Here is a 23,398-nt window from a genome sequence, read left to right as displayed (position 1 = left end):
ATAACATTCAAAAAAGGAAGACTACACAGCTGTTGTTTTTTTGTAATATTCTGAATAAAATCGAATTTGACTTGCATTTTCTGTAAATTGCATAGCAAAAAAAGACCCTTTATTGAAAATGGAACAAACCAAACCCTATAAACCCCAAAATAAAATCAGGATCGTGACCGCAGCCTCACTTTTTGATGGTCATGATGCGGCAATCAATATCATGAGGCGTATTATTCAAGCCACTGGGGTCGAGGTGATTCATTTGGGACATGACAGAAGTGTGGCCGAAGTGGTGGACTGTGCCATTCAGGAAGATGCCAATGCCATTGCCATGACCTCATATCAAGGAGGCCACAATGAGTACTTCAGGTATATGTTCGATTTACTTCAAGAAAGAGGAGCGGGACATATCAAGATTTTTGGAGGCGGGGGAGGTGTCATCCTTCCAGAGGAAATAAAGGAATTGATGGCCTATGGGATAGAGCGCATCTATTCACCCGATGATGGTAGGCAGATGGGATTGCAGGGTATGATCAATGATTTGGTGCAGCGCTGTGATACCCAAGTCCCGGATTTAATACTTCCCAAAGGGAATAAGGTCGGAAAAGTACTGGAAGAGAAAGATGTCAATTCAATTGCTAGGTTGATTTCCTTGGCCGAAAACAGACATGAAGCGTTTGAAAAATATCAAAATGAAATACAGAGTGGTGCGACGGACGTACCTGTTTTGGGAATCACAGGGACGGGAGGCGCCGGAAAGTCCAGCTTGGTGGATGAACTGGTGCGCCGGTTTTTAGCGGATTTTCCAGATAAACATGTGGGCATCATTTCTGTGGATCCTTCCAAACGCAAAACGGGAGGTGCCTTATTAGGGGATAGGATTAGAATGAATGCCATCCATAATGAGCGGGTATACATGCGGTCGTTGGCAACCCGGCAGTCCAATTTGGCCCTTTCCAAACATGTGTCCGAAGCCGTTCAGGTGCTCAAGGCCGCAAAATATGACCTGATTGTTCTGGAAACTTCAGGGATAGGTCAGTCCGATACTGAGATTTTGGAACATAGCGATGTGTCGCTCTATGTGATGACCCCTGAGTTTGGTGCTGCTACCCAGTTGGAGAAAATAGATATGTTGGACTTTGCGGATGTGGTGGCCATCAACAAGTTTGATAAAAGAGGAGCCTTGGATGCGCTTCGCGATGTGAAAAAACAATACGCAAGAAACCATGGACTGTGGCATGCCAAGGAGGAAGACCTTCCCATTTTTGGAACCATTGCCTCGCAGTTCAATGACCCGGGAATGAACAACCTCTACAAAATGGTCATGGATACCTTGGTGGAAAAAGCAGGGTCCAACCTGGTCTCGCATTTTGAGGTGACCCAGGAAATGGCGGAAAAAATATATGTGATTCCACCCTCCCGCACCCGATACCTCTCGGAAATATCCGAGAATAATAGGTCTTATGACGTCAGGGTGTCCGATCAGGCCAAGGTGGCCCAAAAGCTGTACGGTATTTTTCTCACTATGGCCAGTGTTTTGAATCTGGATCAAAATAAAGCGGAGGAATCATTTTTGGATAAATCTGGTTTGAATGAGGAAAAAATTCTTTCCCAATCCAATGATGCGGATGAAAAGAGCTTATTGGTCCTATTGATCAAAGAGTTTGATAAGGTGAAGATGCACCTCCTGCCACAGCATTGGGAAGCTATCTTAAAATGGCGGGATACGGTTGCCCAATACAAATCCGAGGTCTATTCTTTCAAAGTGCGGGATAAGGAAGTCAATATTAAAACCCATACCCAATCACTTTCCCATAGTGAAATCCCAAAAGTGGCTTTGCCCAAATACAAAGCTTGGGGCGATATCCTCAGTTGGATTTTACAAGAGAACGTACCCGGAGAATTTCCGTATACCGCAGGGCTGTATCCCTTCAAGCGCGAAGGGGAGGACCCTACACGAATGTTTGCAGGGGAAGGAGGACCGGAGCGTACCAACCGAAGGTTCCATTATGTAAGTCTGGATATGCCGGCAAAGCGTCTCTCCACAGCTTTTGATTCCGTGACACTTTACGGGAACGACCCAGACCATAGGCCGGATATTTATGGAAAAATTGGAAATGCGGGAGTGTCCATCTGTTGTTTGGACGATGCCAAAAAGCTCTATTCCGGGTTTGATTTGAGCAACCCCCTGACCTCTGTGAGCATGACCATCAATGGACCGGCACCTATGCTGTTGGGTTTCTTCATGAATGCCGCCATTGATCAGAATTGTGAGAAGTACATCAAGGAAAAAGGGCTTGAAAGTGAAGTTGAAAAGAAGATGAGCAACATCTTTGAAAAGAAAGGAGTAGCCCGCCCTACCTATTTTGGTGACCTTCCCGAAGGGAATAATGGTTTGGGGTTGATGCTCTTGGGAGTTACCGGGGATCAAGTGTTGTCCAAAGAGGTGTATGAAAAAATCAAGAAAGAAACCCTGAGCCAGGTTAGGGGAACGGTACAGGCCGATATTTTAAAGGAAGACCAAGCGCAGAATACCTGTATTTTTTCCACTGAGTTTGCGCTAAGGTTGATGGGGGATGTGCAGGAATATTTCATTGAGCATCAAGTACGCAACTTTTACTCGGTCTCCATTTCGGGCTATCATATTGCAGAAGCGGGGGCCAATCCCATTACGCAATTGGCTTTTACCCTCTCCAATGGATTTACCTATGTGGAATATTATTTGAGCCGGGGAATGGACATTGATAAGTTTGGTCCCAACCTGTCATTCTTCTTTTCCAATGGGGTAGACCCTGAGTATGCCGTAATTGGAAGGGTGGCCCGAAGGATTTGGGCCAAGGCGCTCAAGGAAAAATATGGGGCCAACCCTAGGGCCCAAATGTTAAAGTACCATATCCAAACCTCGGGAAGGAGCTTGCATGCCCAGGAAATTGACTTTAATGATATCCGGACCACGCTCCAGGCACTTTATGCCATATATGACAACTGCAACTCCCTGCATACCAATGCCTATGATGAGGCCATTACCACCCCTACCGAGGAATCCGTCCGAAGGGCCATGGCCATCCAGTTGATCATCAATAAGGAATTGGGGTTGGCCAAAAACGAAAATCCCTTGCAAGGGTCTTTTATCATTGAAGAGCTTACCGATTTGGTGGAGGAAGCCGTGTTAATGGAGTTTGATAGAATCACAGAGCGCGGCGGGGTTTTGGGGGCTATGGAGACCATGTACCAACGTTCCAAGATTCAGGAGGAGAGTCTTCACTATGAAACCTTAAAACATTCAGGGGAATACCCAATTATAGGGGTGAATACCTTCCTGAGTTCCAAAGGTTCGCCCACTATATTGCCTGCGGAAGTGATTCGGGCAACGGAAGAAGAAAAGAAGAACCAGATTGAAACCTTAAAACAGCTGCATAAAAGAGAAAAGGACATAGCTGGGATACAATTGATTGAACTTCAGCAGGTGGCCATTCAAAACGGAAACATTTTCGAAAAATTAATGGAAGTTACCAAGTACTGTTCCTTGGGACAAATCACCAAGGCCCTGTTCCAAGTAGGTGGACAATATAGACGCAATATGTAAAAGAGGGGTTAGTCGTTCCGGTTATGGAAAGACCTTCTCCATTTTTTAAAGGAAGCCCTAAAAATCTTGATTTCCTTTCGAAGTAGGTTGAGGTACTCCTTTTCCTTGACCCCGTCACGCTCCAAGCCGTTACAATAGGCCAAAATGTTTCGGGTCATGATGTTGATGTAGTTTAAACTGCGCATCCGAACGGAATACGAGTTGCTCAAGGCAGCCTGTTCTACTTCTCGGGTTATGAGAAGGGCATCATTTTTAAGGGATTGGGAGATGTCATCCCGGAAATTGTCAATCTTGCGTAATGACAGAATCTCTTTATTGTAGGAAAAATAGGAAGCTACGGCCTCGCTCAAATCGCGCAAGGCCAAAGATTTGCGGTATACACCCAAAGAATTAAGAGAACTTCTCTCCATGGTTTTCAAAGCAATTTTGTCTTATAAAATTACGCACGAATTAAAAATCACGACTTTATTTTCAAAAGAGAAAAACAAGTTCTACCTTTAAATATAAAATTTAATAGGCTTTTTTCTTAATATATGAAGATAGATGAGCTTAATTGGCAAATATTAGGGCATTTGCAGCGCAATGCAAGGGAATCTTTTGCCAATATTGGCCGTAAAGTAGGGCTTACGCCGCCCGCAGTGGCAGAACGGGTCAAGAAAATGGAAGACTTGGGAATCATTGAAGGATATGGGGCCAATATTTCCTACGTATTGGCCGGCCATCAGCTCAAGGCCATCATTATGTTAAGAGCTTTTATGGGTAAGCTAAAACCCTTTTTGGACAAGGTGAAGTCCTTTCAGGAAGTGGTCAATTGTTATCGCATCACAGGAAATGAAAACATCATTATGGAAGTGGTGCTGAAAGATCAGGCCCATTTAGAAAAGTTTATTGACGAACTGATTGTATATGGGGAATGTAGGACCCATATTGTATTGTCCAACATAGTGGCCCATGCCCCTATAAAGAATGCCAAGGCAAAAAAGTGAAATTTGTTGCTAAGTTCTTTTTTGGCTAGATTTTTGTTGCAATAGAACTATGAAAAAAACATACGCATTAGTTTTTCTTTCGGTGATTTGTTCGATGTCCGCATCAGCACAAAAAATAACCTTAAAAAAAGGGGAAATCATAGAAAACTTATCCGTCAACGACTCCCTTTCAAGTACTTTTTCATTATTTCTACCTTCCAATTTTACCACGGATAGGCAGTGGCCATTGCTAGTGGTTTTTGATATGGAAGGGAAAGAGAGGCAGGCCTTGTCCATGTTTTTGATATCTGCGGAAAAGGAAGGTTACGTATTGGCCGCCCCCAAGGTTTTGGACAGCGTTTCAATCACCAACAATATGGTAACCACCTTGGGAACCATTGAGAGTGTTGTGGGAATGCTGCCCATTAAAAATGAAAGAATTTATACGGCGGGAACTGCTTCTGGAGGGCGTTTTGCAAGCTTGACACCTACCTTTATCAAAGGAATAAAAGGGGTCATGACCATAAGTGCTTCCTTGGCCAATACGGAATTGTTGAGTAGTAGGCAGTCTTTCCATTTTATTGGTATGGTCAATAGAAACAACTATAACTATCCCACATTGCTGGCGGATGAAAAGCTGTTGGATACCTATAAGTTTCCGAACCATATCCTGCTATTTGACGGAAGCAATGAATGGCCCACCAACGATTACCTCAGTAAAGGAATGCAGTTGTTCACACTCCAGGCCATGGGAAGAAAATGGATACCAAAGGATTCAGCTTATATTGAGAATGCATTCAAAGAAGACCTTGAAAAGGTCAATACCCTAAAAAATTCCGGAAAATTTATTTGGGCCGAACAGTATTTGGGAGAAATGATGAGTATGTACGGTGCCCATAAAAATTTGGATTCCTTGCGATTGGTACAGAAAGAATTGAGGAGAAATAAGCAGTTTAGGGCCATGAGACGGGAAGAGCAGGCAGCCTTCCTGAAGGAGTCGTTGCTCAAACAAGACTACCAATATTATATGGAGGAGGATATGCTAACCTATAACTTTAATAATTTGGGTTGGTGGAACTATCAAATGACCGAAATAAATAAGTTCGTTTCCAGTGCTAATACCTTTGAAGTGGAAATGGGTAATCGCTTATTGGGATTTGTAAATGCACTGGCAGCTGACAATATCCAAATGGTGCTATCCAATGAGATGGTAGATGAAGATGCCCTTGCATTCTTGTATATGTTGAAGACCTTATTGGAGCCGGAAAACTTTGATTTTTACTTGAAAACCGTCTCCTTGAGTGCCAAAAACGAGGATTTTGGTACTGCTTTGTTCTATTTGGAAGAGGCCTTAAAGAAAGGTTTCAAGGACAAGGATAGGTTGTATGGTTTGGAGCATACGGCATTATTTCGAATCACTCCGGAGTTCAATACATTGGTGTCCAAATATTTAAAGGATGCCCTGTACGATACTATTGAGGAGGAATAGACTTTGGTACGTTGTCAAGGTTCCAGTCAATGACCAATCCGCCTGCAATGGATTCCGCAATTTCTTTTCCATAAAGATATTCGCATAGGTACAAGGCGGCTTCAAAACTTTTTGCCCCGCCCGCCGAGGTGATGAATTTTCCGTCATGAACAAACAAAACACTGTCCTTTACCTTAAGATGTGGGAACATTTCCTTGTATTTTTCTATATCACTGGGAAAAGTGGTGGAAGCCACACTGTCCAAAATCCCTGATTTGGCCAACACAAAAGCCCCATCGCAATGTGAGGTTACAAATAGTGCCTCCTTGCTTGCCTTGCGCACAAAATTCAGCATGGTGGTGTCCTGTAGGTCAGTGTCCAAATGATGTTCGGCACTGGGTACGACCAAAATATCGATTTTGGGAATGGAGTCCCGGGTGTAATCAAAATCCGGGAGTATGCGTATGCCCTCAAAGGAAGTAATGGGTTCCAAAGTATTGGCCACACTGAAGGTGTTCATGGCCTTGATACCCTTTCTGAACTGGGTATGTTGAAAGATGTCATAAGGTGCTGTAAACTCGGTGTTGTACACCCCGTCCATGATCAAGAATGCCACATTGTACCGATTTGGCTTTAAGACGGGCAGTTGTCGATGGGCATCAGAATCGTTTTTTCCTTCGGATTTCTTATCTGCACAGGCTGTCAGAAAAATGATTATCGCAAAACAGAACACTTTTTTTATCATAGTGCCACTAAGGTAGCATTAAGAATCATTTCCGCTACTTTTGTAATAAAATTATGCACATGAAATATTCTTTTGTGGTTTTTATGGTCTTGTTGATGGCCTGTGGAAGAGGTAAAAAATATCATGATGATGTTAAAGTTGCCTCCCCTGATTCATCCATGTTGGCAGCTATTTTAAACTATCAGAAAGAGACGAACGAAAGTTTCAGGGATCCTGAAACTTCGCCTTTGCCAGACAAATATCGCAAAGATTTTACCGGATTGGATTTTTATGATCCGGATACCACTTATGTGGTCAACGCCAAATTGGTGCTTACCCCGGACGCTGTTCCATTTTTATTGCCCACCACCACGGATAGGAAAAGTAGGGAAGTGGTGTATGGGATTGCACATTTCCGCCTAAATGGGGAAGAGCATAAACTGGAGGTCTATCGAAGTTTGGACCTGGTAGGGGAAGAAGGGTATGAGGATTATCTGTTCCTTCCTTTTTTGGATGACACTAATGGAAAGGAAACCTACGGTGGTGGTAGATACATAGATTTATCCATTCCTGAGGGGGATACCTTGGTAATCGACTTCAATAAGGCGTATAACCCCTATTGCGTGTATAACAAAAAATACTCCTGCCCTCTAGTGCCGAGGCAAAATTATTTGAGAACTAAAGTGAGGGCAGGAGTGAAAGATTTCAATAAAGACTAAAAAGTCGTTTTGTATTGAAACAAAAGATATTCCTTGGGATTAAAAAGAATATATTGCTGCAATCAGGACCGACGCCAAACTGGCCGTTGGATCCCTGTCATTATCCAAAAAAACATCTTCAGAGGCACTATCTAAGCGAATTTCCGGTTTTAAGATCAAATCCCCAATGGTTGCACTTCCCGTAAATGTCAAGGCAAATACACTGGCATCACCGTCGGCATCGAATTGATCGCCAATGGCCCCGAAGAAATCCCCTTCCATGAAATATTCGGCACGAAGCCCCACGGAAAAGGTTTCTGAGGTTTTGTACTGTGGATACAGCGCCAATCCGGTAAAGGTGCCCCCGTTGTCCTCTTGACTGAAATGAGCAGCATTGATGCCTAAAAAGAGCTCTTCGGTAAGGTCAAAACCACCGGTGTAATCCACTTCAAAGCCACCCTGACTGTACAGGAAATTCAGGAATTGCCCCGAATATCCCAATTGGGCGCCTACGGCATAATCCCCGGTACCGTTCAGTTCCGTTAAATCGGTTGGATTCATTACGGCCAACATGGCGGACCAGTCGTTTCCCAAATCAACATCGGCCTTTAAACCGGTATGGCTAAAAGGGCCGTAGGAAAACAAATAGGAGGTACTGTAATTGAAATTGGCCGCTGGGGAAATCACCTCATACCCCAAAAAGGTGTTGAAATTACCAAAGGTAAGGGTCATGGATTCGCTTACATTCCAATAGACATACAACTGGTTTACAATGTCACCTGTTGCGGAATACATGGGCGATGCGAAAGTGGCGTCCGTCCCCCTAGGGCCAAATACCAGATCGGCTACAAAGCCCACCTTTTCACCTTCATAGGTTCCAATAAGGTTGGCCATGCCCAAGGCAAAGCCATCCAGGTTGGCAAATGAGGATCCAGGGGCAATGGCTTCTTCGCCATTGGGAGCTGTGATATTGGATCTGTAATACACATCAGCAGTCCCACTAAAATTGAATTTTGGCTTTTCTTCTTCTTGGGCGAGCAGTCCCATAGAAATCAGCGCCAGTGCTGGAAAAGCGACTTTTTTTGCGTAATTTGCATTCGTAATCTTTTTCATCTTGGAATCGATTTAGATGCCCTTCATGGAAGGACATGCGGTTAGTAAATAGAGTTAGTTTGAAAAGATTATATAACGGAGCGTTCTGCCAAACGCTCCGTTTTTAGTTTGGAAAGGTTAGTTTAGTTGTTTTGGGAGGAAATATGCTCCGGATAGGCTTCCATTCCGTGTTCGTGAAGGTCCAAACCTTCGATTTCCTCTTTTTCGGAAACTCTTAGACCCATGGTCTTTTTCAAAATGAACAAGATGATGAAGGAAGCTAAAGCGGACCATAGGATATAGGATAGAGATCCATAGGTCTGTACCCAAAGGAGTTTGGCGCCACCACCGTAAAGCAATCCACCATCCAAGGCAAAAAGGCCTACGAGCACGGTTCCCAAAAAGCCGCATACACCATGGACGGAAATAGCACCCACGGGATCGTCAATTTTTAACCTTTTGTCGATAAATTCAATGGAGCATACTACTACGATACCACAGACAAGTCCAATGGCCAATGCTCCAAAAGTGTTTACGGCCCCGCAACCTGCAGTAATGCCCACCAAGCCGGCCAAAGCACCGTTCAAGGTCATGGAGATATCTGCTTTACCATACCTGAACCACGTAAAGAAAAGGGCTCCAATGGCTCCAATGGCTGCAGCTAAATTGGTGTTGATGATCACACTGACCGCGCTGACCGTATTGTCGCCGCCCCAAGCCAATTGGGAACCACCATTAAAACCAAACCACCCCAACCACAGGATAAATACCCCAAGGGCGCCAAAAGCCATATTGTGACCTGCAATCACTTTTGCTTTTCCATCTACATATTTTCCGATCCTGGGACCCACTAGAATTGCGGCCACCAAAGCGGCAGCACCACCAACGGCATGAACGACGGAGGATCCTGCAAAATCAATGAACCCTGCGGTGTTCAACCATGCGTCATCGTCAAAGGGCCAATACCAACTACCTGAAATAGGGTAGATCAAAGTGGTAAGCAAGGCTGAAAAGATAAGGTAGGTTGAAAATTTGGTCCTACCCGCTATGGCTCCTGAAACAATGGTTGCGGCAGTTGCGCAGAATACGGTCTGGAAGAACAGGTTGTGCCAATCCGTGGCACTGAAAAAGAAGTATCCTTGATCGGAAGGGCTGGATCTAAAAAAGCCACCGCCTACCAAATCGCTGCCATACATAATGGCATAACCAACGGCCCAGAACATAATGGAACCAACGGAAAGGTCCATAAAGTTCTTCATGATAATGTTGCCCGAGTTCTTACTGCGGGTAAATCCGATTTCGACCAAAGTGAACCCTGCCTGCATAAAAAATACCAGAATGGCCGCTATCGTTATCCATAATGCGCCCATATCGCCATTGATCGTTTCAACAGCTTTATCTATCGCTTCTTGTCCTTGTACAATCATAATCTAAGTTTTTTTGAGTTTTTGGCTGTTTGTTTAGTTGATTCCTGCGCTACCACTTTCCTTGGTCCGTATTCTGTATGCTTCGATCATGTCGGAAACAAAGATTTTTCCATCGCCCACGTTTCCTGTGCTTGCGGTGTCCAATAGAACATTGATGGTTCTTTCCAAGAAATCATCTGAAACCACAATGACCAAATACCTTCTTTGGATATCGCTGGTGCTATAAGATATTCCACGGTATACATGACCTTGTTTTTCATTTCCTACTCCCGTTACATCCCAGTAACTGAAGAAGTTGACCTCAATCTGATGAAGGGCTTTTTTGACCTCATCAAACTTTGATTTTCTAATAATCGCCTCGATTTTTTTCATAAGTAAAACTGTTAATTGATTTGCCAAATATATGTTAATTGATAAAAGACCACTCTTTATGAGGGGGGTATTGACTAATTTTTAGTAAAATTTAAAAACAACCCCCATTTTTTTTAGGGTATGATATTTTAAATGTGTTTTTTGTGGAATATCTATGGTCTTCTTTGGATGTGGAATGAAGAAAAAATGACTTAGTGTGTTAAAAACCAGACAAGTAGTGTTTTAATGCGTGGTTTTTATCAAAAAGTAATGATAAATGATAGGTGATTGAGAATGGGTTACTCGCCCAATTTTGATAACCATAGGCCTAGGACAACGGCCAAAATACCTACGGTGATGCTAGAGATCAGATAAATGGAAAAATGAAGTAGCTCACTGTTTCTGAGAAGGAAATGCTTTTCAAAGGCAAAAGCGGAAAAAGTAGTGAAGCCTCCGCAGAAACCCGTAGCCAAAAACAAGGTGCTGTTTTGGGAAAGAATGTTGCCCCTGACCGATAGACCCAAGATAAGTCCTATAAGTAGACACCCTATTATATTGACTAAAAAAGTGCCCAGAAAAAAATTTGGGGATAATGGATTCAGAGGTTTTGAAATGGCATATCGTAGAACACTGCCTAACCCTCCACCCAAAAAAACAAGAATGGCCTGTTTCATACCCAAAGGTACAAACTATACCGCTTTCTTGTATTCAGATTCGGGAGACTCGCTTGGGAATAATTTTCTAACGGATGTCTCAGAAATTTTTTGAATGGGTTTTCTAAGGTCGTTCAGACCTCCATTGACACTAAAAATCAACAGTAATGCATTAATGGCAAGTAAAATAAGAAGAAGGCTAAAAAATGTGGTCATCTATCTCTGGCTGAACAATTGTTTTACAAAAGTACGTATTTTCCTATATTTTGGTTGGAATGAGGTAATAAAAGTTGTCAATGCCCCCATTTTTGTTGGGAACTCATGTTCAGTGTTAATTTTTGAGGAAGTTTTTGATCAAGAATAGGATAATAATGAATACTATGAATGAAATCAAGACCCATTTTACCCCGGTATAGTTTTTTTTGTGGAGCTTTTTGTCCTTTCGGTAAGTAAAAGAAATGGCGGCAACAAAGACAATAATAAAAAGTACGGCGAAAATTAGCTGTCCGGAGCTGAACATATTTTATATTTTTATGCAAAGCTAAATCAAAACAAGTGTAATGGAAAGTAAAATAAAGGCGGTGGAGCAGTTCCACATTTCTTTTGGTCTGGGAGTATCCAAAAAACCCGTGGCCGATTTGGGTGAAGCAAAGAACCTTTTGCGGTTCAACCTTATGGATGAGGAAAATAAAGAATATCTGGAAGCGGCCAATGATGGAGATCTCATTGAGGTGGCCGATGCACTGGGGGATATGCTCTATATTCTATGTGGGACCATTCTGGAACATGGGATGCAGTATAAAATAGAGGAGGTGTTCGAAGAGATCCAAAGGAGTAACATGAGCAAGTTGGGGGAAGATGGAAAGCCTATATATCGGGAAGATGGGAAAGTGATGAAAGGGCCAAATTATTTTAAGCCTGACATCCAAACCATCATGGACAAATAAAAAAAAAGGCACCTTAAGGTGCCTTTTTTTTACTGAACAGGATAGCGCCAGCCGAATTTGTCCTCGGCCCTATTGTATTGGATATCCGTGATTCTCTTTTTGAGACGGGACGCATAACTGTCCGCCAACTCAGGAAGGTCATAATCCTCTCCTTTATATCCAAAGGCTCCTATTGGTGAGACGACCGCGGCCGTACCTGCACCGAACATTTCTTTTAAGGAACCATTTTTTGCGGCTTCCACGATTTCCTTTACAGAAACCTTACGTACTTCTGTTTTGATGCCTTCATCTTTGGCAATGTCCAAGATGCTCTTTCTGGTAATGCCGTCTAGGATACGGTCATTGGTAGGTGCAGTGAGCAAAGTGTCTCCAATGCGTACAAACACGTTCATGGCGCCGGCCTCTTCGATAAATTCGTGGGCATTGTCGTCGGTCCAAATAACTTGTTGGTATCCTTTCTCCGCAGCCAATTGTGTTGGATAAAATTGCCCGGCATAATTTCCTCCAGCCTTGGCATACCCCACACCACCGTTGGCGGCACGAGAGTACTTTTCCTCTATCAATACCTTGACACTTCCGGAAAAGTAGGCTCCGGACGGGGCGCAGGCTATGATAAATTTATAGGCATCGGCCGGTGAGGCATGAAAGCCCGTTCCCGATGCAAACATAAAAGGTCTTATATATAAGGAGCTGCCAGGAGTTGTGGGAACCCAATCTTTTTCCAATTGCAATAGGGCGGTGAGCCCGTCCATGAAATGGGATTCAGGTAGCTCGGGAATGGCCAATCGCTTGGCCGATTTGTTCAATCGCTTGTGGTTTTCCAACGGACGGAAGAGCCAGATTTTTTCGTCTTCGTCCTTGTAAGCCTTCATCCCTTCAAAAATAGATTGGCCATAATGGAAAATCTTTGCAGAGGGATCCAGGGTAATGGGTTGGTAAGGGACAATCTTTGGAGCCTTCCACTCCCCATTTTCATAATCACAGACCAGCATATGGTCCGTATACGTGCTTCCAAAAGAAAGATTTTCAAAATCCACATCATGGATTTTGGATGTTTTTGCCTTCTCGACTGTGATGTTGTTCATTACCGCTTCCATATCATTAACTTTGGAAGGTTAAAATTAGCTATTTATTGTTAGTTTTAGGGGTTTCATAATTCTAATTTCTGTTCTTTGTCCAGAAATACTCAAATATTGTCTAAAATGAGGTCTTTTAACATTTTTTGTACTGTTTTTTTAGTCTTTTCCATGCAAGTCGCTTTGGCACAACACTCGGGGGAAGGAGCGTATTATGGCAATAAGTTTACTGTTTCTGAGAAAAAAGACAATGGCAGGACTATTTATGAAGGTCTTACCGCTAAGGATTCCCTGCAAACGCAATTGTCCGGGGAAATCAAGGAAGTGTGTCAGGCAAAAGGATGTTGGATGAAGGTTGAGATTGCTCCCCAAGAAGAAGTGTTCGTAAGGTTCAAGGACTATGGCTTTTTTGTGCCCAAAGATGCCGCGGACAAAAAGGTCTTCATGCAGGGCATGGCCTTTTTGGAGGAGATGTCGGTGGATGACCAAAAACATTACGCAAAGGATAGCGGCGCTTCGGAAGAAGAAATCAATCAAATCAAAGAGCCAAAACGGATACTACGGTTTGAGGCCGAAGGGGTTCTCATCAAAGATTAAATTTGAAGCGAAAGATCATAACCACCGGTGATGGTTCAAAGACCATCCAAATAGAAGATTGGGACGAACAGTACCATTCCAAGCACGGGGCTATCCAGGAGGCCTACCATGTTTTTATTGAACATGGATTACGACTGTTCAGTAATACCGATATTCAACTTCTGGAAATTGGCTTTGGAACGGGATTGAATGCACTGATCACCCTTTTGGAATCCAAAAAACAACAACTGAACATAGCATATGTGGGGGTAGAGGCCTATCCGGTATCCATGGAAGAAATTGCGGAGCTGGATTATTGCGCCGAATTGAATGCCTTGGACCATCAAGAGAGGTTCGAGGAAATGCATCGGTCCCCTTGGGAAAAGAGTACGTTGATTACCCAAGATTTTTCATTGCACAAACAGCAAAAAGATTTCAAGGAAATCACCGATTCGGATACCTACAATCTCATTTATTTTGATGCCTTTGGCGCTCGGGTCCAACCAGAACTATGGACCGAGGAAATCTTTGAAAAGATGTATCGGGCGCTCAAAACCAATGGGGTTCTGGTCACCTATGCCGCCAAGGGAAGCGTGCGAAGGGCCATGCAGCAAGTGGGCTTTACCGTGGAGCGACTCCCTGGTCCACCGGGGAAACGGGAAATGCTTCGAGCCACCAAAGATTGAACCATATCAAGGCTTTGTTAACGGAACCACCTTCCTTTATCTTAAATTCACTTAAAGTCGGCATATTTGTGTTAAACCTAAATTAATACCTAAGGAACAGCACTTTAAACCTGTAAATTTGTATTAAAATGATTGTATGAAGGTGTTGATTACGGGAGCTACGGGTTTAATTGGTGGGGCAATCGTCAAGGTATTGCGGTCCAAAGGTATTGCCGTGAATTACTTGACGACACAAAAACGGAAAATAGAACAATCCGAAGATTACCGTGGTTTTTATTGGAACCCAAATAAGGGTGAATTGGATATGGCCTGTTTTGATGGGGTCGATGCCATTATCAACCTGGCAGGGGCCAGTATTGCCAAACGTTGGACACCAATACACAAGAAGAAAGTGCTCACTAGCCGTATCAACAGTCTGCGGACATTGTATAGGGCCATGGAAAAATTGGATTCTTCCGGTATAGGCTTATTGATTTCAGCATCTGCCATTGGGATTTACCCGGACTCCCTTTCCAAATTTTATGAAGAACAGGAACCGCAGGTAGATGACAGTTTTGTGGGGGAAGTGGCCCAAAAATGGGAGGCTGAAGCGGATACGTTTAAAAATTTGGGAGTCAATGTTTCCAAAATACGCATAGGAATTGTGCTGTCCGATCAAGGAGGGGCTTTGCCCCAAATGGCTTTCCCTGTGAAAAGATATGTGGGAGCACCATTGGGTAGCGGGGAGCAATGGCAATCTTGGATACATATTGAGGATTTGGCACAATTGTTTGTGTTCATCTTGGAAAATGATCTCGGTGGAACTTATAATGGTGTGGCTCCCAACCCGGTGACCAATGCCAAAATGACCAAGGAACTTGCACGTAACTTGGATCGGCCGTTGTGGTTGCCCCATGTGCCCAAGTTTGTCCTGAAAATGCTTTTGGGTAAAATGTCGTACCTGCTATTGGCCAGTCAGCGGGTGAGCAGTAAAAAGATTGAAAACGAGGGCTTCACCTTTCAACACCCCAATATTTGTTTGGCCCTGCAACATATTTATACCGAAAAAGATGAAAAAACCTCGGTAGACTCTGTTTCTGAAGAGCTTGTATGATGAGGTGATGGAGTTTTTTGTACAGGATAAATCCGCCTTGAGCGGATTTTTTTATGTTTTGTGGTGACATTTTGACATTTTTGGGCAATTGGCAGTAATTTTGCCATTTCAAAAAAGAATAAAACAGACGCATATGAGCAAGAAAAGTAAAGTTGAGGATATGGAAGGGTTTTCTGAAGAAGCCCAAACGGTCAATCCTGAGCTGAACGATGAAAATATGAACGGGGCTGAAGAGATTTCCGAAGAAGAGGGGCTACGTGAGGAACTGGCCAAGGAGAAGGATAAATTTTTGAGGCTTTTTGCCGAGTTTGAAAACTTTAAGAAAAGAACCTCAAAGGAACGTATGGAGCTGTTCAAAACGGCCGGACAGGAAGTCATGGTCTCCCTGTTGCCCGTAATGGACGATTTTGACCGTGCCTTGAAAGAGCTTGCAAAATCCGAGGACAAAGAAATGTTCAAAGGCGTTGAGCTTATCAACAACAAGTTCAAGGAAACCCTAAAAAATAAGGGTTTGGAGCAGATTGAGGTAAAAGAAGGCGATGCGTTTGATGCTGAAGTGCACGACGCCATTACCCAAATTCCGGCACCCGATAAAAAATTGAAAGGTAAAATCATTGATGTGGTCGAAAAAGGCTTTAAGCTAGGAGATCGTATCATTCGACACCCTAAGGTGGTCGTTGGCAACTAATAGTTTATGAAGGAGGATTTTTACGAAATACTGGGTGTCTCAAAAGGAGCATCGGCCGCAGAAATAAAGAAAGCCTACAGAAAAAAGGCCATTGAATTCCATCCAGATAAAAACCCTGGGGATACCAAGGCAGAGGAGATGTTCAAAAAGGCGGCCGAAGCCTATGAAGTGTTGAGCGATCCAGACAAGCGTGCACGCTACGATCAGTTCGGCCATGCCGCTTTCGATGGTAGTTCCGGATTTGGTGGCGGAGGTATGAACATGGACGATATCTTCAGTCAGTTTGGGGATATCTTTGGAGGTGCCTTTGGAGGAGGTTTCAGCGGATTTGGCGGATTTGGTGGCGGAGGCCAGCGTAGGATGAAAGGGAGCAATCTGCGTATTCGGGTGAAACTGACTTTGGAGGAAGTGGCCAACGGCGTGGAGAAGAAGGTGAAGGTTAGAAGAAAGCTTCAGGCGGACGGAGTGACCTATAAGACCTGTTCAACCTGTAATGGAAGTGGGCAGATCACCAAGATCACCAATACCATTTTAGGTCGAATGCAGACCGCAACCACCTGTCATACCTGTGGCGGTTCCGGGCAGACCATAGATCATCGCCCTTCGGGGGCAGATGCCCAAGGACTTAAGGTAGAGGAAGAGACCGTTTCCATTAAAATACCACCGGGTGTTGAGGATGGTATGCAGCTAAAAGTGTCCGGAAAAGGAAATGAAGCTCCAGGAAATGGAGTGGCGGGAGACCTTTTGGTGGCCATTGAAACCCTTGAGCATGAAACCCTAAAAAGGGAAGGGGACAATCTGCACTATGATCTTTATGTCAGCATTTCAGAAGCTGTTTTGGGAAGTTCCAAGGAAATCGATGCCATTGGAGGCAAGGTCCGTATAAAATTGGAGCCCGGAATCCAATCCGGAAAAATATTGAGACTCCGAGGAAAAGGGGTCAACAGCATCAATGGTTATGGCAGTGGAGACCTTTTGGTCCATGTGAATGTGTGGACTCCAAAGGAATTGAACAAGGAACAGCGGGAGTTTTTTGAACGGATGCAAAGTGATGAGAATTTTGTCCCAAAGCCCGAAAAATCGGACAAATCCTTTTTTGAAAAGGTGAAAGATATGTTCTCCTAAGAAGAAAAAACTTGCTGTTTAAATAAAAAACGTATATTTGAAACTGATGTTGGGTGACCAATATCTAATTTTCTTTTTCATAGCAATTTTTTTCCCATCCTTGAAATTTTTAAGGGTGGGTTTTTGTTTTTAGGGAAAACCAATCTTTTTGGGCAAATACATATCTTTGAAAAAATTGTATGCATGGATAACATCCTTGTTGCCAAAAATGTTTCCAAATCATATGGAAACTATACCGCGCTGAGCAGCATTTCACTCAATATACCTAAGAATTGTATCTATGGTCTACTAGGTCCCAATGGGGCAGGGAAGACTTCGTTTATACGTATCATCAACCAAATAACCCACCCAGATACCGGTGAGATTTTGTTCAATGGGGAACCCTTGGCTCCGCAACATATATCTTATATAGGATACTTGCCAGAGGAACGCGGTTTATACAAGAGCATGAAAGTGGGGGAACAGGCCCTGTACCTTGCTCAGCTCAAAGGACTTTCCAAGGCTGAGGCCAAAAAACGATTGAAATACTGGTTTGATCGTTTAGATATTGGGGATTGGTGGAACAAAAAAATCCAAGAGCTCTCCAAAGGAATGGCGCAGAAGATACAATTCATCGTTACGGTGCTCCATGAGCCCAAACTGTTGATTTTTGATGAACCCTTCAGCGGTTTTGACCCCATAAACGCCAATATCATCAAAGATGAGATCCTTCAGCTTAAGGAAAAGGGAACATCCATTATTTTTTCCACACACCGTATGGAATCCGTGGAAGAGCTTTGCGAATATATTGCCCTGATCCATAAGTCGGAGAAAATATTGGACGGCAAACTATCCGAGATCAAGAAGGCTTACAAGAACAATGTTTTCAATGTGGGATTGGAAATCCAGCAAGATGTGGATGCTTTGATGGGGAACTTGAACAAAAACTACAACATCCTATCGTCCAGTTTTGATGGTGGGGAAAACCAATTGGACTTTAGGGTGCAATTACCTTCTTCCCACACAGCAGGAATATTGGCGGAACTTTCCAGTATGGCCAATGTGAACCGTTTTGAGGAAACCATACCCTCGGCCAACGATATTTTTATTCAAACCGTAAACAACAAGGACAATGATAGGTAAGTTGGGGTTGATCATCAAGCGGGAGTATTTGGCAAAGGTGCGGAACCGTTCGTTTATTGTCATGACCATTCTTAGCCCCCTACTGATTGTGGGCATGATTGTGTTGATAGCCTACCTCACCAAGATAAACGACAATGAGAAGCGGGTGATTTCCATTCTTAATGAAAGTGCTTTTTTTCATCAGGAATTCAAACCTACGGAACAGATTTCCTATATCCATTTGGATGGTATTGACTTGGAAGAGGCAAAAGATTCCATTAATTCCATGGGGTACTATGGACTGTTGTATCTTCCTTATGGGAAAGATGTCGAGACAGTGGCAAAATCAGCCTATCTGTATACCAAGGACAATCCCAATACACAGATGACCCAGCACTTGGAGGGCATTATCCAAAGACGGTTACGACAAGGTCGATTGGAAAAACTAGGGGTGTCCCAAGATCAATTTTCACAAGTGGAACAACCTTTTGAAATCAATCTGGCCACCTTTGATGGTGAAAAAAGTGTAAAAGGAATCAATGAGATCAAGGCATTTATTGGAGGTGGTTTTGGCTATGCCATTATGATGTTCATTATTATCTATGGAGGCTTTGTAATGCGCAGCGTCATTGAGGAAAAGACCAGCAGGATCATAGAGGTGATCATCTCTTCGGTAAAACCTTTCCAACTGATGTTGGGCAAGATCATTGGCACCTCGCTGGCCGGGATTACCCAGTTTACCATCTGGTTGATATCCGCTTCATTGTTGCTGTTTTTGGCCGTGATGCTCTTTGGAATAGATTTGGGGTCCATGGCCAACAATACCAATATGCCTCCCGGTGCCATGAACGAGATGTCCCAACTAGCCACCATGGATAGTGAGATGATGACGTATGCCAGGGAGATATTGGATATTCCTTGGGGGTTGTTGATCGTATCGTTTTTCATCTATTTTGTACTGGGCTACTTGATCTACAGTTCCATTTATGCTGCCATTGGTGCCGCAGTGGACAATGAAACCGATACGCAACAATTTATTTTTCCTATTATTTTACCACTTATGTTGGCCATTTATGTGGGGTTCTTCTCTGTTTTCAGTAACCCACATGGCCCTATCGCAGTAGGCTTTTCCTTGTTTCCACTCACTTCGCCCATTGTAATGTTGATGCGTTTGCCTGGGGGAATTGGAGAAGGTGGTGTACCTTTATGGCAATTGTTGGTGTCCATAGGCCTATTGATCATTACCTTTTTGGGAATTGTGTCCTTGGCGGCAAAAATCTATAGGGTAGGCATACTGATGTATGGTAAGAAACCAACCTATAAAGAGTTGATAAAGTGGTTACGATATTAACATGCAGGTAGATAACGAAATAGAGGAAATCATCAAAGAGGATATTTGGGGCTCCATAAAGGACTTCCTCAACCTCGGTTTCCATATTGGAGAAGGGGAAAAGACCATTAACCTTACTATTGGATTGCTTCTATTGCTGACCATCAGTATTGTAGTGGCCAAGTTTGCCCTTAAATGGGTCAGATATTTACTTACCCATAAAATGGAGCGGGAAGACAAGCAAAAGTTCTCCAGCGTCTTCAAGTTTACCAATTATGTAATTTATCTAGTGGTGATTCTGGTCACCCTGAGTGCTGCGGGGATAGACATCACATTGATCATAACGGCCTCTGCTGCCCTGTTCGTGGGCTTGGGTCTGGCGCTACAGGAACTTTTCAAGGATATTCTTGGAGGTATTTTGATCATTGTGGACAAATCCCTTCAAGTGGGGGACATTGTGGAGGTGGATGACAAGGTGGGCAAGATTTTTGAAATAAAGCTCAGGACCACACGGGCCATTACCCGGGACGACAAGGTGGTGATCATACCCAACCACAAGTTCATCAATGACATCATGTACAACTACACCCAAAACCATCGTACCACACGCGAAAGTGTAAGCGTGGGAGTGGCCTACGGGAGTAATGTGCAGCTGGTGACCCAGATTTTGGAACGGGTGGCCGCGGAACAGAAGCAAATCCTTAAAAATCCCAAACCCTTTGTGCTTTTTGATGATTTTGGAGATTCGGCCCTCATGTTTTCCGTACATTTTTTTACCAATGACAGTTTTAGCGATCCCAGGGTCAAGAGCGAAATGCGCTATAAGATCAATACGTTGTTCGCGGAAAATAACATAAGCATTCCGTTTCCACAGCGCGATGTACATATCATTCAGCAAAAACCTTAAAAAGATAAAAACCTCGGCACGCAATTCAATACTTTGGGGATGTTTAGCAACCCTTATGGTACTTTTTGTCCCAAAAGCATTGGGTCAGAGTACCGATATTCTAAGAGTGGAATACCTTAATATTCCAGAAAACGATTCGGGAATCAAGACCCAACGGTACAAGCTCCTGTTCAATCTACCTATAAAGATCAACGCCAAAAAGGACTACCTGATCACGGGTATGGAGTACAATCGTTTTGACATTGGATACTCCCAAGATTTTCCTTTTGATAAAAGTGAGCTGATACGTTTTCATGTAGTGGACATGAACTTGGGAATCATTACCAAATGGAATCCCAGTTGGAATTTTGTAGCGATTCTTACCCCGAGAATGGCCTCCAATTTCACAAGTGGAACCATTACCGATGATTTTTTTCTGAATGCCACGGCCGCATTCTGGAAAGAAGAACCTAATGCCGATAAGCCTTTTCGGATAGTATTGGGACTCACTTATAACAGTACCACGGGTATACCGGTGCCCTTGCCCCTGATCAACTACTATAAGAAGTTTCATCCCAAGTGGTCCTACACCATGGGAATGCCCCGTTCCAACTTTCGGCATCACTTCAATGAAAAGCACTCGTTGGAATTGGCACTGTTCTTGGATGGATATTTTATGAATATCCAGGACAATATCATGTTGCCTTATAATCAAATAGCATCCAAAATATCATTGACCGCTTTGGTGGGTACAATGGGGTATCAGTACAATATAACCAAGAACATGTCCCTTTTCCTAATGGCCGGACGCTCCATTGCACAGGAAGGGAAGTTACGGAACGATAAACAAGGCGATGTTTATTTGTTGAATAATGAGGCAAATTTTTATATTAGGACTGGGTTCAAAATAGGAATCTTTTAAAACACGTGTATGTCTAAAATCTTGGTAATAGAAGATGAATCTGCCATTAGGCGGGTTTTGGTGAAAATTTTGGTCGAAGAGAGCGATACTTATAATGTGCAAGAGGCCGAAGATGGGTTAAGCGGTATCGAGGCCATTAAAAAAGAAGACTTTGATCTGGTACTTTGCGATATAAAAATGCCCAAAATGGATGGGGTGGAAGTATTGGAGGCCGCAAAAAAAATAAAACCGGAGACTCCCTTTATCATGATCTCCGGGCATGGTGATCTGGATACTGCCGTGAACACCATGCGGATGGGTGCCTTTGACTATATCTCAAAACCACCGGACCTTAACCGATTGCTCACCACGGTACGCAATGCCTTGGACCGAAAGGAGTTGGTGGTAGAGAACAAGATCTTGAAAAAGAAAGTGTCCAAGAACTATGAAATGGTAGGTGATAGTGAGGAAATCGAGGTCATTAAGGAAATGATAGAAAAAGTGGCCCCGACCGATGCCCGCGTACTGATCACGGGCTCCAATGGTACCGGAAAGGAATTGGTGGCCCACTGGCTGCACCAAAAAAGCCCACGGTCCGCAGCGCCTTTTATTGAGGTGAACTGTGCGGCCATACCTTCAGAGCTTATAGAGAGTGAGCTCTTCGGACATGTGAAGGGAGCGTTTACCTCCGCGGTCAAGGACAGGGCAGGCAAGTTTGAGGCGGCCAATAAAGGCACCATCTTTTTGGATGAGATAGGCGACATGAGCCTTTCGGCACAGGCCAAGGTGCTCCGTGCCCTTCAGGAAAACAAGATTTCCCGTGTAGGTTCCGATAAGGACATCAAAGTGGATGTTAGGGTATTGGCTGCGACCAACAAAGATTTAAAAAAGGAAATAGAAGAAGGTAAATTCAGGGAAGACCTTTACCATCGTTTGGCGGTGATCTTGATTAAGGTACCTGCGTTGAACGATAGAAGGGACGATATTCCCATTCTTATCGAGCACTTTGCCAAGAAAATAGCTTCGGAACAAGGAGCAGTACCCAAGGATTTTTCCAAAAAGGCCACCGAGTTGCTCAAGAGCTATGATTGGACCGGTAATGTAAGGGAGCTCCGTAATGTGGTGGAGCGACTCATTATTCTAGGGGGCAAGGAAGTATCGGAGGAAGATGTGAAACTCTTCGCCAGTAAATAATCAGTCCATACTCTTGCAATCATCGAGCTGGGTCAAGGCGTCCTGGGTCAGGGTCTTTACCCGTTGATGGTATTCCTTTTTGTGGGGGGATAGTTCTGTGTTGAGCAAAATCAACCTGGATTCCTCATGAATATTGTTGACAAACCTTCGTGCTTCATCACAATCCACTTCCTTCACCACTTTTTCCAAGGAAGATTCAAAACCTAAAAGACAATTGTGCACCTGTTGTTTTACAGCACCCTCATGGGTAAGGAACATCCCGTTTTGGTTGTCCAGGGCCTCTTTGGTGTTCATGACCAAAATAGAATTCCCGTAGACGCTCGCGTTTTCCTGTTCATAGACGCGTAAGACCTTGATGCCTATCATGGTGCTTTCCAAGGCAAGATGCAGTGATTTTTTGGAAGTTTTGAACGAATCCGTCTTTGTGGCGATCTTCAGTTCGGTCAATACATTTTCAAGGCTTTCAATGGTACCTTCGCAACCACAATCCAAAAAGTTGGACCGGGTTTTTTCAATGCCGTTCAAAGCTTTGTAGGCATGGTATTTCACCATTCCAAAGTCTTTGGCAATAACGGCATCCTCAATTTTGCTTTTGATGTACTCGAGGTTGGAATTGGCATATTCGCAAGCATTGGCGCTTGATGTGGATGTCATGGGCCACAGGCCAAGGGGGACCATGGCAAAGACCATAAGTAGGGTAATCTTTCTACATTTCATAACGCATTGGATTTGGGACGTTGCGTTTTTAGGTTTCACTAAGTTAGGGGCAAGCAAGAGCGGAGGTGGAATAAAATCGATAAAAAAGCACTCTTGTCCCATAAACGGTAAAAATGTCGACGA

Annotated in this window: 25 protein-coding genes; 15 read left to right on the top strand and 10 right to left on the bottom strand. The window is 43.6% G+C overall.

The window, feature by feature from the left end; translation table 11 throughout:
• Positions 1 to 118: 118 nt before the first annotated feature.
• Complete coding sequence (locus ACPD8L_RS07315) at positions 119 to 3,577, top strand: methylmalonyl-CoA mutase family protein (protein ID WP_423942722.1); 3,459 nt, start codon at positions 119 to 121, stop codon at positions 3,575 to 3,577.
• 8 nt (positions 3,578 to 3,585) lie between these two features.
• Here the strand turns inward: ACPD8L_RS07315 and ACPD8L_RS07310 are convergent, their stop codons facing one another.
• Positions 3,586 to 3,987 (bottom strand): hypothetical protein, encoded by a 402-nt coding sequence (locus ACPD8L_RS07310; protein WP_116218320.1) that lies wholly within the window; start codon positions 3,985 to 3,987, stop codon positions 3,586 to 3,588.
• Between the two features lie 123 nt (positions 3,988 to 4,110).
• Here ACPD8L_RS07310 and ACPD8L_RS07305 point away from each other — a divergent pair, with 123 nt between their 5' ends.
• Together ACPD8L_RS07305 and ACPD8L_RS07300 are read left to right on the top strand one after the other, a co-directional pair.
• Positions 4,111 to 4,563, top strand: coding sequence for an Lrp/AsnC family transcriptional regulator (locus tag ACPD8L_RS07305; protein ID WP_116218319.1), 453 nt, complete (start codon positions 4,111 to 4,113; stop codon positions 4,561 to 4,563).
• Between the two features lie 94 nt (positions 4,564 to 4,657).
• Entirely contained in the window at positions 4,658 to 6,031 is a 1,374-nt protein-coding gene (locus tag ACPD8L_RS07300) for an alpha/beta hydrolase (RefSeq protein WP_423942721.1), read from the top strand.
• On the opposite strand, the gene ACPD8L_RS07295 is transcribed toward ACPD8L_RS07300, so the two are convergent.
• Positions 6,015 to 6,755 carry a DJ-1/PfpI family protein gene (locus ACPD8L_RS07295; protein ID WP_423942719.1) on the bottom strand — a complete coding sequence of 247 codons (741 nt, stop codon included), beginning with the start codon at positions 6,753 to 6,755 and terminating at the stop codon, positions 6,015 to 6,017. The two genes, ACPD8L_RS07300 and ACPD8L_RS07295, sit on opposite strands and share 17 nt — an antisense overlap.
• A 59-nt stretch (positions 6,756 to 6,814) precedes the next feature.
• Here ACPD8L_RS07295 and ACPD8L_RS07290 point away from each other — a divergent pair, with 59 nt between their 5' ends.
• On the top strand, positions 6,815 to 7,453 hold the full coding sequence (locus tag ACPD8L_RS07290; protein ID WP_423942718.1) for a DUF1684 domain-containing protein: 639 nt from the start codon (positions 6,815 to 6,817) through the stop codon (positions 7,451 to 7,453).
• 39 nt (positions 7,454 to 7,492) lie between these two features.
• Here ACPD8L_RS07290 and ACPD8L_RS07285 read toward each other — a convergent pair whose 3' ends face one another.
• The 6 genes from ACPD8L_RS07285 to ACPD8L_RS07260 all read right to left on the bottom strand — a co-directional run bounded on the left by ACPD8L_RS07285 (position 7,493) and on the right by ACPD8L_RS07260 (position 11,475).
• Positions 7,493 to 8,545, bottom strand: a complete 1,053-nt coding sequence (locus ACPD8L_RS07285; protein WP_116218315.1) for an outer membrane beta-barrel protein — start codon at positions 8,543 to 8,545, stop codon at positions 7,493 to 7,495.
• Between the two features lie 122 nt (positions 8,546 to 8,667).
• Entirely contained in the window at positions 8,668 to 9,951 is a 1,284-nt protein-coding gene (locus ACPD8L_RS07280) for an ammonium transporter (RefSeq protein WP_421809852.1), read from the bottom strand.
• 33 nt (positions 9,952 to 9,984) lie between these two features.
• The gene (locus ACPD8L_RS07275; protein WP_116218313.1) at positions 9,985 to 10,323 is read right to left on the bottom strand and encodes a P-II family nitrogen regulator; all 339 of its coding nucleotides are present in this window, start codon (positions 10,321 to 10,323) and stop codon (positions 9,985 to 9,987) included.
• Positions 10,324 to 10,601: 278 nt separating this feature from the next.
• The gene (gene crcB / locus ACPD8L_RS07270) at positions 10,602 to 10,976 is read right to left on the bottom strand and encodes a fluoride efflux transporter CrcB (RefSeq protein WP_116218312.1); all 375 of its coding nucleotides are present in this window, start codon (positions 10,974 to 10,976) and stop codon (positions 10,602 to 10,604) included.
• 15 nt (positions 10,977 to 10,991) lie between these two features.
• Positions 10,992 to 11,171: a hypothetical protein gene (locus ACPD8L_RS07265; RefSeq protein WP_293301855.1), complete on the bottom strand. Its 180-nt coding sequence runs from the start codon at positions 11,169 to 11,171 to the stop codon at positions 10,992 to 10,994.
• A 115-nt stretch (positions 11,172 to 11,286) separates the two neighbouring features.
• A complete protein-coding gene (locus ACPD8L_RS07260; protein WP_116218310.1) occupies positions 11,287 to 11,475 on the bottom strand; it encodes a hypothetical protein in 189 nt (62 codons plus the stop codon).
• Positions 11,476 to 11,515: 40 nt separating this feature from the next.
• Here ACPD8L_RS07260 and ACPD8L_RS07255 point away from each other — a divergent pair, with 40 nt between their 5' ends.
• A complete protein-coding gene (locus tag ACPD8L_RS07255) occupies positions 11,516 to 11,902 on the top strand; it encodes a pyrophosphohydrolase domain-containing protein (protein WP_116218309.1) in 387 nt (128 codons plus the stop codon).
• Between the two features lie 29 nt (positions 11,903 to 11,931).
• Here the strand turns inward: ACPD8L_RS07255 and ACPD8L_RS07250 are convergent, their stop codons facing one another.
• Entirely contained in the window at positions 11,932 to 12,999 is a 1,068-nt protein-coding gene (locus ACPD8L_RS07250) for a branched-chain amino acid aminotransferase (RefSeq protein ID WP_116218308.1), read from the bottom strand.
• Between the two features lie 150 nt (positions 13,000 to 13,149).
• On the opposite strand from ACPD8L_RS07250, the gene ACPD8L_RS07245 reads away from it, so the two are divergent.
• The 10 genes from ACPD8L_RS07245 to ACPD8L_RS07200 all read left to right on the top strand — a co-directional run bounded on the left by ACPD8L_RS07245 (position 13,150) and on the right by ACPD8L_RS07200 (position 22,558).
• Entirely contained in the window at positions 13,150 to 13,575 is a 426-nt protein-coding gene (locus tag ACPD8L_RS07245) for a DUF4920 domain-containing protein (RefSeq protein ID WP_421809850.1), read from the top strand.
• A gap of 2 nt (positions 13,576 to 13,577) precedes the next feature.
• The gene (gene mnmC2 / locus ACPD8L_RS07240) at positions 13,578 to 14,240 is read left to right on the top strand and encodes a tRNA (5-methylaminomethyl-2-thiouridine)(34)-methyltransferase MnmC2 (protein WP_423942715.1); all 663 of its coding nucleotides are present in this window, start codon (positions 13,578 to 13,580) and stop codon (positions 14,238 to 14,240) included.
• A gap of 136 nt (positions 14,241 to 14,376) precedes the next feature.
• A complete protein-coding gene (locus ACPD8L_RS07235) occupies positions 14,377 to 15,333 on the top strand; it encodes a TIGR01777 family oxidoreductase (protein ID WP_423942713.1) in 957 nt (318 codons plus the stop codon).
• 133 nt (positions 15,334 to 15,466) lie between these two features.
• Positions 15,467 to 16,021, top strand: a complete 555-nt coding sequence (locus tag ACPD8L_RS07230; protein ID WP_293301844.1) for a nucleotide exchange factor GrpE — start codon at positions 15,467 to 15,469, stop codon at positions 16,019 to 16,021.
• A 6-nt stretch (positions 16,022 to 16,027) separates the two neighbouring features.
• On the top strand, positions 16,028 to 17,146 hold the full coding sequence (gene dnaJ, locus ACPD8L_RS07225) for a molecular chaperone DnaJ (protein ID WP_116218303.1): 1,119 nt from the start codon (positions 16,028 to 16,030) through the stop codon (positions 17,144 to 17,146).
• Positions 17,147 to 17,329: 183 nt separating this feature from the next.
• Entirely contained in the window at positions 17,330 to 18,268 is a 939-nt protein-coding gene (locus ACPD8L_RS07220) for an ABC transporter ATP-binding protein (RefSeq protein WP_293301840.1), read from the top strand.
• Complete coding sequence (locus tag ACPD8L_RS07215; protein WP_423942980.1) at positions 18,261 to 19,598, top strand: ABC transporter permease; 1,338 nt, start codon at positions 18,261 to 18,263, stop codon at positions 19,596 to 19,598. Before ACPD8L_RS07220 ends, ACPD8L_RS07215 begins: the two co-directional genes overlap by 8 nt.
• 1 nt (position 19,599) lies before the next feature.
• Positions 19,600 to 20,484 (top strand): mechanosensitive ion channel family protein, encoded by an 885-nt coding sequence (locus ACPD8L_RS07210; protein ID WP_293301838.1) that lies wholly within the window; start codon positions 19,600 to 19,602, stop codon positions 20,482 to 20,484.
• Positions 20,485 to 20,539: 55 nt separating this feature from the next.
• On the top strand, positions 20,540 to 21,385 hold the full coding sequence (locus ACPD8L_RS07205; RefSeq protein ID WP_423942712.1) for a DUF6268 family outer membrane beta-barrel protein: 846 nt from the start codon (positions 20,540 to 20,542) through the stop codon (positions 21,383 to 21,385).
• Positions 21,386 to 21,394: 9 nt separating this feature from the next.
• On the top strand, positions 21,395 to 22,558 hold the full coding sequence (locus tag ACPD8L_RS07200; protein ID WP_293301835.1) for a sigma-54-dependent transcriptional regulator: 1,164 nt from the start codon (positions 21,395 to 21,397) through the stop codon (positions 22,556 to 22,558).
• On the opposite strand, the gene ACPD8L_RS07195 is transcribed toward ACPD8L_RS07200, so the two are convergent.
• Positions 22,559 to 23,275: a hypothetical protein gene (locus ACPD8L_RS07195; protein ID WP_147300853.1), complete on the bottom strand. Its 717-nt coding sequence runs from the start codon at positions 23,273 to 23,275 to the stop codon at positions 22,559 to 22,561.
• Positions 23,276 to 23,398: the final 123 nt, after the last annotated feature.

Source organism: Flagellimonas algicida, from assembly GCF_049629585.1.
In the GTDB taxonomy this organism is placed as follows: domain Bacteria; phylum Bacteroidota; class Bacteroidia; order Flavobacteriales; family Flavobacteriaceae; genus Flagellimonas.
The sequence above is the reverse complement of the archived record's forward strand: the minus strand, read 5'-3'. Positions and strand labels throughout refer to the sequence as shown.

Coding starts and splice junctions, on each gene's coding strand:
- ACPD8L_RS07290 (WP_423942718.1), top strand. CDS start 6,815: ATGAAATATTCTTTTGTGGTTTTTATGGTCTTGTTGATGGCCTGTGGA.
- ACPD8L_RS07235 (WP_423942713.1), top strand. CDS start 14,377: ATGAAGGTGTTGATTACGGGAGCTACGGGTTTAATTGGTGGGGCAATC.
- ACPD8L_RS07195 (WP_147300853.1), bottom strand. CDS start 23,275: ATGAAATGTAGAAAGATTACCCTACTTATGGTCTTTGCCATGGTCCCC.
- ACPD8L_RS07305 (WP_116218319.1), top strand. CDS start 4,111: ATGAAGATAGATGAGCTTAATTGGCAAATATTAGGGCATTTGCAGCGC.
- ACPD8L_RS07285 (WP_116218315.1), bottom strand. CDS start 8,545: ATGAAAAAGATTACGAATGCAAATTACGCAAAAAAAGTCGCTTTTCCA.
- ACPD8L_RS07300 (WP_423942721.1), top strand. CDS start 4,658: ATGTCCGCATCAGCACAAAAAATAACCTTAAAAAAAGGGGAAATCATA.
- ACPD8L_RS07255 (WP_116218309.1), top strand. CDS start 11,516: ATGGAAAGTAAAATAAAGGCGGTGGAGCAGTTCCACATTTCTTTTGGT.
- ACPD8L_RS07265 (WP_293301855.1), bottom strand. CDS start 11,171: ATGACCACATTTTTTAGCCTTCTTCTTATTTTACTTGCCATTAATGCA.
- ACPD8L_RS07250 (WP_116218308.1), bottom strand. CDS start 12,999: ATGGAAGCGGTAATGAACAACATCACAGTCGAGAAGGCAAAAACATCC.
- ACPD8L_RS07205 (WP_423942712.1), top strand. CDS start 20,540: ATGGTACTTTTTGTCCCAAAAGCATTGGGTCAGAGTACCGATATTCTA.
- ACPD8L_RS07260 (WP_116218310.1), bottom strand. CDS start 11,475: ATGTTCAGCTCCGGACAGCTAATTTTCGCCGTACTTTTTATTATTGTC.
- ACPD8L_RS07315 (WP_423942722.1), top strand. CDS start 119: ATGGAACAAACCAAACCCTATAAACCCCAAAATAAAATCAGGATCGTG.
- ACPD8L_RS07280 (WP_421809852.1), bottom strand. CDS start 9,951: ATGATTGTACAAGGACAAGAAGCGATAGATAAAGCTGTTGAAACGATC.
- ACPD8L_RS07230 (WP_293301844.1), top strand. CDS start 15,467: ATGAGCAAGAAAAGTAAAGTTGAGGATATGGAAGGGTTTTCTGAAGAA.
- ACPD8L_RS07200 (WP_293301835.1), top strand. CDS start 21,395: ATGTCTAAAATCTTGGTAATAGAAGATGAATCTGCCATTAGGCGGGTT.
- ACPD8L_RS07220 (WP_293301840.1), top strand. CDS start 17,330: ATGGATAACATCCTTGTTGCCAAAAATGTTTCCAAATCATATGGAAAC.
- dnaJ (WP_116218303.1), top strand. CDS start 16,028: ATGAAGGAGGATTTTTACGAAATACTGGGTGTCTCAAAAGGAGCATCG.
- ACPD8L_RS07310 (WP_116218320.1), bottom strand. CDS start 3,987: ATGGAGAGAAGTTCTCTTAATTCTTTGGGTGTATACCGCAAATCTTTG.
- crcB (WP_116218312.1), bottom strand. CDS start 10,976: ATGAAACAGGCCATTCTTGTTTTTTTGGGTGGAGGGTTAGGCAGTGTT.
- ACPD8L_RS07295 (WP_423942719.1), bottom strand. CDS start 6,755: ATGATAAAAAAAGTGTTCTGTTTTGCGATAATCATTTTTCTGACAGCC.
- ACPD8L_RS07210 (WP_293301838.1), top strand. CDS start 19,600: ATGCAGGTAGATAACGAAATAGAGGAAATCATCAAAGAGGATATTTGG.
- ACPD8L_RS07275 (WP_116218313.1), bottom strand. CDS start 10,323: ATGAAAAAAATCGAGGCGATTATTAGAAAATCAAAGTTTGATGAGGTC.
- ACPD8L_RS07245 (WP_421809850.1), top strand. CDS start 13,150: ATGCAAGTCGCTTTGGCACAACACTCGGGGGAAGGAGCGTATTATGGC.